The 9034-nt window shown below is 47.7% G+C and carries 9 protein-coding genes; 2 read left to right on the top strand and 7 right to left on the bottom strand.

Annotated features, from left to right (window positions below):
• Window positions 1–299: 299 nt before the first annotated feature.
• Entirely contained in the window at window positions 300–1457 is a 1158-nt protein-coding gene (locus RDL68_RS05430; RefSeq protein ID WP_308540665.1) for a nucleotidyltransferase family protein, read from the top strand.
• Here the strand turns inward: RDL68_RS05430 and RDL68_RS05425 are convergent.
• The 7 genes from RDL68_RS05425 to RDL68_RS05395 all read right to left on the bottom strand — a co-directional run bounded on the left by RDL68_RS05425 (window position 1405) and on the right by RDL68_RS05395 (window position 8706).
• Complete coding sequence (locus tag RDL68_RS05425) at window positions 1405–2934, bottom strand: UDP-N-acetylmuramyl-tripeptide synthetase (RefSeq protein ID WP_308540664.1); 1530 nt, start codon at window positions 2932–2934, stop codon at window positions 1405–1407. The genes RDL68_RS05430 and RDL68_RS05425 overlap by 53 nt on opposite strands.
• A 75-nt stretch (window positions 2935–3009) precedes the next feature.
• The gene (locus RDL68_RS05420) at window positions 3010–3480 is read right to left on the bottom strand and encodes an ATPase (protein ID WP_308540663.1); all 471 of its coding nucleotides are present in this window, start codon (window positions 3478–3480) and stop codon (window positions 3010–3012) included.
• A gap of 23 nt (window positions 3481–3503) precedes the next feature.
• Window positions 3504–3977, bottom strand: a complete 474-nt coding sequence (gene coaD / locus RDL68_RS05415) for a pantetheine-phosphate adenylyltransferase (protein WP_308540662.1) — start codon at window positions 3975–3977, stop codon at window positions 3504–3506.
• A complete protein-coding gene (rsmD, locus tag RDL68_RS05410; protein ID WP_308540661.1) occupies window positions 3974–4531 on the bottom strand; it encodes a 16S rRNA (guanine(966)-N(2))-methyltransferase RsmD in 558 nt (185 codons plus the stop codon). The genes coaD and rsmD overlap by 4 nt, the downstream gene beginning before the upstream one ends.
• Before the next feature lie 113 nt (window positions 4532–4644).
• Window positions 4645–6702 carry a DEAD/DEAH box helicase gene (locus RDL68_RS05405; protein ID WP_308540660.1) on the bottom strand — a complete coding sequence of 686 codons (2058 nt, stop codon included), beginning with the start codon at window positions 6700–6702 and terminating at the stop codon, window positions 4645–4647.
• Between the two features lie 2 nt (window positions 6703–6704).
• On the bottom strand, window positions 6705–8342 hold the full coding sequence (locus tag RDL68_RS05400; RefSeq protein ID WP_308540659.1) for a DAK2 domain-containing protein: 1638 nt from the start codon (window positions 8340–8342) through the stop codon (window positions 6705–6707).
• Between the two features lie 10 nt (window positions 8343–8352).
• Window positions 8353–8706: an Asp23/Gls24 family envelope stress response protein gene (locus RDL68_RS05395; protein ID WP_308540658.1), complete on the bottom strand. Its 354-nt coding sequence runs from the start codon at window positions 8704–8706 to the stop codon at window positions 8353–8355.
• A gap of 154 nt (window positions 8707–8860) precedes the next feature.
• On the opposite strand from RDL68_RS05395, the gene rpmB reads away from it, so the two are divergent.
• Window positions 8861–9034, top strand: a 174-nt coding sequence (gene rpmB, locus RDL68_RS05390) for a 50S ribosomal protein L28 (RefSeq protein ID WP_308540666.1), incomplete at its 3' end; no start/stop codon positions are given.

Raw genomic sequence — 9034 nt, 5'->3', positions numbered from 1 at the left:
TTATAATCTTACTCAAGAGGTGCTCCTTTCGATGCAACGGGTTTTTGGTCAAACACATTGTATCAGAGCACCTCTTTTTATTTTGTTGAAAGTGTCACATATGTCTTACTACATTACAAATCCTTGTCTGTCCCTCGATGGAAACGATGTTATCCGTATGAAGAAACGTGCATTGAGACGATTTTCTTCGTCGTTATGAAAACACACGCAAAGGCCTCTCTTCGCTATAATAGCAGAAAAGACAACGAGACATACGAAAACAAGTAAAATAAAGGAACACTACCGGAAAGGAACAGCGCATGTATTCATCGCAACACACCGCTTGTGGCATCATATGTGAAGCGAATCCCCTACATCGTGGTCATGTACGACTCATACAACAAGCGAAAAAACAATACGGCACAGTCGTTGCCGCCTTATCCGGTGCCTTCGTGCAGCGCGGAACACCAGGCTTCCTTGATAAGTGGTCGAGGGCGCACTTCCTTCTTCGTCACGGCGTAGATTTGGTCATTGAGATTCCGCAAGCGTACGTGCTGCAAAATGCAGACTTGTTTGCACGTGGCGGTGTGGAAGCTCTTTCTTGCATTCCGGCGGTTTCTGCCCTCGCCTTTGGCATTGAAGAACAGGCGCATACTACAATTCGCCCCCTGCATAGCGAAACCGTTCAACAAACGATTCACCGCCTCATGCAAAACGGAACGTCTTATCGACGCGCAGTAGAAGAAGCCAGCGGTGGTCTTTCTCTGCCCAATCAAATCTTAGCCGTTCAGTATGAAAACGCGCTGCGTGAATTGCATCTTTCCTGGAAAATTCTTCGTCTTCCCCGTCCTGCTTTCGATGCCAAAATAGCACCGTCCGCATCCCTTTTGCGTCGGAATATGCAAGCCGTATTGCAAGAATCCGCCTCTTCTTGCACGCCGGATCAGCTTCTTCACCTTCTGCAAACCGATACACGTTTTTCCGGTTTGGAAGAAAAGGAATCGCTTGTACAATGTGCGCTTGGCGAGTCCATGGAGGCTTTTCTGCCGCTTTGTCGAGCTCTTATTCTGTTAGAAAAGTTCACTCTTTCGCCTTCTCCGCAATTTGAAACCGGTATGGATTACCGTTTTATCAAGGCAATACAACAGGCTTCCCGTATGGAAGAAGCCTTTACCCTTGCTGCCAACAAGAGACAATCCAAGGCGCGTTACCGTCGTCTTTTGCTTACCACTTTATTGGGCATTGAAAAAGCGTCGCTCGTACCGATTGATTATGTTCGCCCCTTAGCCTTTACGGAAAAAGGAGCTACTCTTCTTCGGGAGGTTTCTCTTCCCATCTATCAAAAAACGTCCGCAACGCAGAAGTCACGGACGTTTTCGTCATTATTTTGCATCGATCAAAAAGCACAGCGTCTTTATGAATGGCTTAAAGGGCTGGAGAATCTGGATCGCCTCCAGACATTTTATCATACGCATTAAGCAGAGGGCGCACTAAAGAAACATCACCTTCAAAGGGATATGCCACACCTTCTATATGCATTTCGGGCTCATTCCCTTTGCCAAGAAGAAGCAATACGCAATCTTCCCCCTTGCGCACGTATTCCTCTGCATAGCACATGGCGCGCGCAATGGCTTTGCGGCGATCATCCACCGTCTCAACAGGCGTTCTTTCAATAGCTTGCTGAATCGCGTGATAAATATCTTCCAACGGTTCAAAATTCGGATCTTCCATCGTGAGTAAAATGCGGTCGGCGTAGTGGTCGGCAATACGTCCGAGGTCATGACGGCGATTCAGCCCCTTCCCTCCTGCGGAACCAAAAACAGCGATAATACGCTTTGAAGGATAGTGTTTTTTTACCGCAGAGAAAATGGCCTCAAAACTTGCACCGTTATGCGCCAAATCAACGATTGCGGTGATGTGTCCGTCTGCGGAACGAAGAACATCCATTCTGCCGGGAACATGCGTATCGTTTAAAGCGGAAGGAATTTCCGAAAGGCTGACCCCTGCCGTCATCGCCATGGCAGCTGCCATAAGAGCATTTTGCATAGCATACAAACCAATTTCCGGAAGATGAATCCGAACACATTGCCCCTTTGCCTGGAGCAAAAAAGCAATTCCTTCTTCCGCCGGTAAGGCTGTCGCTGTCATGTCCGCCTTTTTTTGGTCATGCAGACCCACATGGTACACCTTTCGACAAGCGGATGCTGCACGCTCAATTTCTTCTAAATGGTCGCTCTCCAAATTGAGCAGCGCCTCATCGGCTTGCGTAAATAGCGAGAGCTTGGACTGAAAATAATCTTCAAAACTCGGATGTTCAATAGGAGATACGTGATCCGGGGAGATGTTCAAAAATGCAGCAAGAGCAAAGTGAAGTCCTGCCGTTCGCTCGTATTTTAACGCCTGCGAAGAAACTTCCATGACAACATCTCGAATGCCATTTTCCACACAACGCGCCAAAATCGCATACAGTTCGAACGGTTCCGGTGTAGTGAGTGTGCTGGATTCTTCCTTCTTTCCGTCAAACGTCATAACAGACGATAAAAAACCGACGGGCGACATGTTTTGTTTCGCATAATGCGCATCCATAATCGTGCGTAAGTACCAAGCGGTGGACGTTTTTCCCTTTGTGCCTGTGAGAGCAAAAAGGCGAAGCGAGTTTTGCGGATTCCCATAGAAGAAACGAGCGCAAGGCGCAAGCACGTGTCGTATATTATCGACGAGAATACATTCGGCATTCACGTCAAAATCGCATTCTGCCACATACGCAACGGCGCCCTGTTGCAAGGCCTCCTCTAAATACGTCTTCTTAAAGTTTTTTCCTTTACAAAAAAAGAGCGTCCCCTGCACCACTTTTTGGGAGTCATAGGAGATGGCGGTAATGGGCATGTCCTTCTTTGCCTCGACGAGTACATGATTTCCCATGACCTGCTGTATAGAAGATAAGGTGCGTGTCATTAGACCTCCTTCACCAAACGGTACAATCGAAAAAAGGACGGCACGCGCCGTCCTTTTTGCCTTCATTTCGTCGGTTTATTTCAATTCGTCGCGATTATGCCCTAACTCCGTAATGACGGAATTGAGATTCTCTTGCGTATTGGCGAGCAGCTCATCCACATAAGCAAACACGCTTTGACGAATTTGCTGCGATTGCACCTTGGCCTGCTCCAGCATTTTCTCGCCTCTCTTCGTGGCTTCCTGCGTGATGCGATGTTCATTGACAAGCTCATTAAAACGCTTTTGCGTATCCTGATCCGATTCCGCAGCACGTTGCTTTGCCTGATCAATCAGTTGCTGCGCCTGATCGTTGGCTTCCTGCAAAATGCGATCTCGCTCTTCATTCACCCACTTCGCCTGACGAATTTCTTCCGGCAGGCTTGCACGAATTTCTTTAATGATCTCAAAAACCGTATCGGGGTCAACCGCTACTTTTTTGGAAAGGGGGATGCTTGACGCATCATCCATTTCGTCTTCCAGCTCTTCAATCAATTGCAAAATATCCATGGCTTCCTCCTGACGAATACGCCTTACTGAAATTTTTCGCGCAGTCTTTTGGCAACATTATCGGTTACCATACCCGAAACATCACCGCCATAGCTGGCTACTTCCCGCGCAAAACTGGAACTGACATAAGAATAGTTTTTGTCCGTAAAGAGAAAAATTTCTTCCATTTCAGGATACAACGAGTGATTCAGCAACGACAGCTGCCGCTCATATAAGAAATCTTCCGCATTGCGAATGCCACGAACAATAGCATCCGCCTTTTCTTCCCGAACAAAATCAACTAAAAGTCCGGAAAAGACCTTTACGACTACATTATCGTAATCATACATCAGTTCTTCAATCATTTCAATTTTTTCCTGCGGCGTGAACAGTGCCGGCTTCACCTGATTGATGAGAACGCCGACCACAACGGTATCGAATAAATTCGCCGCACGATAAATGACGTTCAAATGGCCTTTGGTAACCGGATCAAAGCTACCCGGAAAAATGACCTTCATGTCTCCTCCTTGAAAACACGGATGCGCTTTCTTCCGTATGTGCGGTCAAAAAACAGTACATAACCGTCATACAGGTTTGGTTGCTCTTCCTTCTTTATCGGTGCGGCAGACTCGATAATAACGAGCCCTTCCGGTTTAATGCGATGCAAGCGACGGAGCATACCCATGGCTTCTTTCTCCATATCATACCCGAACGGCGGATCAAGATAAATATAATCAAAACAGCCTGTCCAAGTAGCAATGGCCTGGCGATAGTCGCAAACGAACACAACGCTTTGATCTTCCGCTCCTGCTTTTCGAATATTATCACGCATGATCTTTGCCATACTGCGCGACTTTTCTCCGAAGACGACGTGGCGAGCGCCTCGCGAAAGAAACTCAATGCCGATCTGACCGGTTCCTCCAAAGAGATCCAGGACATCCGCATCTGCCTTCAAAGGTTGCAGCACATTGAATACCGCTTCTTTAATTTTATCCTCTGTCGGTCGTGTACGCTCATGTTTTCCCGGAGAGAGTAATTTCATCCCTCTGTTTTTTCCTGTTATAACGTGCATGTTCCTGCTCTTTTCCTATGAATGGGGATACTCTTCTTTATTCAGGCGATACGGATCGTTTCATGCAAAACACCTCTGAAAGAGCGCATCACCCTTTCTTTCTAAACGAGAGTTTAGTTCAACGTAACTTCTCGAATGCGCTTTAGACGTTCTTTAATATGCTCTCTCAACGGAGAAGGTAGAGTTTCCGGGGTTTCGAGAGGTATTTTTTGCTCTGCAAGCCATCGTTGGCTCCAGTCTAACGCCTCCTGCCAAGCCGGTTGTTCTTCCTTTAGGAGGGAAATGCCGTGTTGACGTGTTCCCAAACGATCGCCGCTTCCACGCAACCGTAAATCGGCGCGTGCGATCTCCCAGCCGTCTGTCGTCTTTTCTAAAACACGTAAGCGTTCTCGATTTTCCGAAGTTGGCGAATGCAGCATCAGAATGCAGTAGGCATCCTCATTTCCACGTCCAACACGACCACGAAGCTGATGAAGCTGGGCTAAACCGAAACGTTCCGCTTGGGCGATCATCATTACCCCGGCGTTGGCAACATCAATGCCGACTTCAATAACCGTCGTAGCAAGAAGCAAATCACTTTTTCCGCAATAAAAACGATCCATCACCTCTTGTTTTCTATCCGGCGTATGCCTTCCCGTAAGGGTATCGATAACAATTGATCTGCCCACTACGCTTTCTTCTTTTTTCATCGCTACGCGAAGACGCTTTTCGGTTTCTTCCACAGACCAATATTGTTCGTCGTCTTCTCCGCTTTCTATGACCGGACAAACAAGGTAAACCTGTCGTCCTTTCGCAATTTGTCGCGCGATTGCATGATAACAGGCGTTTTCGGATCGACGGTCTACGACGCGCGTGGTAATCTTGCCGCGTCCCGGAGGTTTTTCATGAAGTCGCACCAGATCTAAATCTCCCCAATCTACCAAAGCCAAAGTGCGCGGAATCGGTGTGGCACTGAGAACCAACGTGTTTGGTTCTTGCGATTTTTCCTGCAAAAGAGCACGCTGGCGAACGCCGAAGCGATGCTGTTCATCGGTAATCACCAAACCGAGATGCGAAAAGCGCACCCGTTCCTGAAACAACGCATGGGTGCCAAAGAATATAGCGGGTTTCTTTCCTTCCGCGGCATGAGCAACTTGCTGTCGCTCTGCTTCCGAGGTTGAGCCGGTTAACAGATACACCGGATGAGAAAAGAAAGAATGCGCTTTTTGTGCATGTTGTCTTGCCAAAACTTCACTGGGTGCCATAAATGCCACACTGTATCCGTTCTCTAAAGCGCAGAAAGCCGTCAAAAACGCAACGACCGTCTTTCCGGATCCAACATCCCCCTGCAATAGAGTGTTCATAGGGAAAGATTCACAAAGACGTTTTTGTAAAAGTGTTACGGCATTTCTCTGTCCTTCGGTAAGCGTAAAAGAAAGGCGTTCCAGAGCACTGTCCAGCGTGCAAGGACGCATGGATACTCCTTTTCGATTCTGTTTTTCGAGCATCCAAAAGCGCCGCAATAGGGTGGTTTCCAATGCCTCTCGATTTTCCCATTCTTGCCGTGCAAGGCGCAATTCGCTCATGGAAGAAGGAAAATGAAGCGTTTTTAAGAGCGTGTACAGCGATCGCCATCCTGCAGATTCTCGCCATTTCAAAGGATACGGATCTTTCACATCGGAAATAAGGGAGAAGGCATTCTGCACAGCGTTTCTTCGTGCATTTTGCGATAGTCCTTCTGTTAACGGATAGATCGGAAAAATACCAAGAAAGCCTTCTTTATCTGCATGAGGGCTCGCATTCTTATTGACCTTTCCCATGAGAGGATCAAATAGCACATGATCCTTTTCCCGATACGTACCATAAAAATAAAAGGAATCCCCCACACGAAGATTCCTTGCCACATAGGGCTGATTATGCCAAACGACATCCACACTTTCCGAAGCGTCCGCAATCGTTGCGCGAACCAGCGTTCGCCGTCCACCTAAGCGAATGGGGCGATAAAGGCGCGTAAGGCGTGCCAAAACGACCTGCTTTTCTCCCTCCTCCAGCGCCGAAATCGCACAAGTTTTTTGTCGATCTTCGTAACGCTGCGGCAAAGCAAAAAGCAATTCTTCCGCTGTGGTAATCCCCAGACGCGCAAAACACTCCGCTTTTTTAGGACCAACCCCTTTTATCGCAGTAATCTGCATCTTTATTCCATGGAGAAAATATACGAATACACCGGTTGTCCGCCATGAATACATTCCACTTCGCAATCCGGCCAACGCAAAGCAAGCGTATCGCTCAGTTTCTGTGCTTTATCCGCATCGGCATCATGACCGACATAAATCGTAATCAGCGTATGTTCCGGTTTTTGATAGGCTTCAATGAGACGTTCCACCAAGACCTCATCCTGCGCATCCGTCAAAACAATTTCGCCGTTAAGCAGACCGATTCGATCTCCGGTTTTCACCGATACACCATTGACCTCACTGTCGCGCACGGCATAGGTAACCTGACCGGTTAGAATCTCCTCGAGACTCGTGGTCATTCGCCTTTCATTGCTTTTGGCATCCGCAGTGTCGTCGAAATTGAACAGCGCCATAATACCCTCCGGCATAGAGCGCGTCGGAATAACGACTACATTCTTTTCGGTCAGCTCATGCACCTGTTCGGCAGCCAAAATAATATTTTTGTTGTTGGGCAAAATAAAGACCGTCTCTGCCGGCACACGTTCCACCGCATCCAGTAAATCCTTTGTGGAAGGATTCATCGTCTGTCCGCCGGAAACAATTTCATTGACCATCATGTCGCGGAACAAGGAGCAAAACCCTTCGCCCATGCAAACGGCGACAAAACCATAGCGGGAAAGCGCCTTACCTTGATGAACCGGTTCCGGTGTCTTGTTCGGGCTCTCTTTTTGTTCGCTTTGACGAAGCGCGTGCTCACGTGTAGAAAGCACATGAATTTCCTTCAAATCACCCCGTTTATCTTGGCTTGTGATGAGTTTAACCGGTGCGTCAGTGTAGGCTTCCACAAAAAAGCCGTTCTGCGTCTCTTTAATGCTTTCTAAGACACCGTAATGTTCTAAGTGGCGCAACATCCGGTCTCGTTCTATGTTCTCAATCTGAAACGATACAAAAAAGGCTTTTTCTGTTTTTAACGCCTGAACACGTCCTTGTGAAGTCGTCTCCACTTGAGGAGATTGCGTTTTGGACTGTTCTAAGAGCGAATGTAAATCTTCTCCGGACAGATGTTCGACAAAGCCACAGAGCAAATAAATCAACCCCTGACCGCCGGCATCCACAACGCCCGCTTCTTTTAATTCTGCCAGCATATCCGGCGTTTGTTGAAGCACATGATTGGCATGGCAGAGAATGTCCTTCAAAAAGGCAACAATGTCACTGTATTCGTGTTGATTTTGCACAGCAAATCCACTCATCGCACGAGCGATGGTAAGAATGGTGCCTTCCGTCGGCTGCATAACGGCTTTGTAAGCCTTGGCACGTGCGGATTCCAACGCTTCGGCAATATCCGAAAGAAGAATCACTTCTTTCCCTTTTAAAGACTGTGCCAATCCTCGACATAATTGCGAAAGAATCACGCCCGAATTTCCGCGAGCGCCCATGAGGGATCCATTGCCGAGAGCTTTTGCCATCGCCTCAATATCTTCCGGTGCCTTGCTTACTGCTTCCGCAGCCGATTGCATGGTAAGACTCATATTGGTTCCCGTATCCCCATCCGGAACAGGAAACACATTGAGCGCATTCACTTCTTCTTTATGGGCATCGAGAACACGGCAAGCCTGCAGCAAGCCTTCCCGAAACGTTGTTGCTTCTACTCGTTCCACAGCATCCCCCTTAAACACGCAATCCCTGCACCAGGACATCTACAGAGCGCACAGTAAGGTTCGTTTTATTCTCTACATTGTAGCGCACGGTATCGATAATATTTTCTGCCACCATGGAGAGACGAATGCCGGCCTCTAAAATCACGTGCAACTGAATCACAATACTTTGCCCGCCATCGCTGAAAACACGTACTCCTCGGCTCATATTTTCCAAACGAAGCAAACGATAAATATCGTCTTTCGCTCCTCGCGCGGCAAGACCAACGACGCCATAGCATTCCATCGCTGCTTGCACGGCGATTCGTTCTACCACACCTTCTTCTATCGTCACGTCACCGTATTCATTGACAAATTTCAAAGACATACTTCCTCCTTTATCAGCAAAGGTTGTCTCCTGTTTTTTTTGATTATAACATAACGCCTGCGTCCATTGACATGTCCCTCTCCGCAGAGAAGGAAAACAAGAGGAAAAATTCGACAATCATTTGCGACACCCATCTCATTTTGTTATAATACCCATGTTCATTCAAAGGAAGGGCAGGAGGAAAGTCATGTCGAGAGTTTGTGCAATTTGTGGAAAAACCAAAGCAGCCGGTAATAAGGTTACCTTTTCGCATAGAGGTATTCGCCGCACGTGGACGCCGAACCTGCGTCGTGTGCGTGTCTACGATGAAAACGGCACACCGAAGCGG

The organism is uncultured Murdochiella sp. (assembly GCF_902488755.1).
In the GTDB taxonomy this organism is placed as follows: Bacteria; Bacillota; Clostridia; order Tissierellales; family Peptoniphilaceae; genus Murdochiella.
Note: the sequence above shows the minus strand (reverse complement) of the source record. Positions and strands in the feature narration are given on the sequence as shown.

What these genes read in the sequence shown, in the direction of transcription:
- RDL68_RS05430 (WP_308540665.1), top strand. Translation starts at nt 300, where the DNA reads ATGTATTCATCGCAACACACCGCTTGTGGCATCATATGTGAAGCGAAT.
- RDL68_RS05425 (WP_308540664.1), bottom strand. Translation starts at nt 2,934, where the DNA reads ATGACACGCACCTTATCTTCTATACAGCAGGTCATGGGAAATCATGTA.
- RDL68_RS05420 (WP_308540663.1), bottom strand. Translation starts at nt 3,480, where the DNA reads ATGGATATTTTGCAATTGATTGAAGAGCTGGAAGACGAAATGGATGAT.
- coaD (WP_308540662.1), bottom strand. Translation starts at nt 3,977, where the DNA reads ATGAAGGTCATTTTTCCGGGTAGCTTTGATCCGGTTACCAAAGGCCAT.
- rsmD (WP_308540661.1), bottom strand. Translation starts at nt 4,531, where the DNA reads ATGCACGTTATAACAGGAAAAAACAGAGGGATGAAATTACTCTCTCCG.
- RDL68_RS05405 (WP_308540660.1), bottom strand. Translation starts at nt 6,702, where the DNA reads ATGCAGATTACTGCGATAAAAGGGGTTGGTCCTAAAAAAGCGGAGTGT.
- RDL68_RS05395 (WP_308540658.1), bottom strand. Translation starts at nt 8,706, where the DNA reads ATGTCTTTGAAATTTGTCAATGAATACGGTGACGTGACGATAGAAGAA.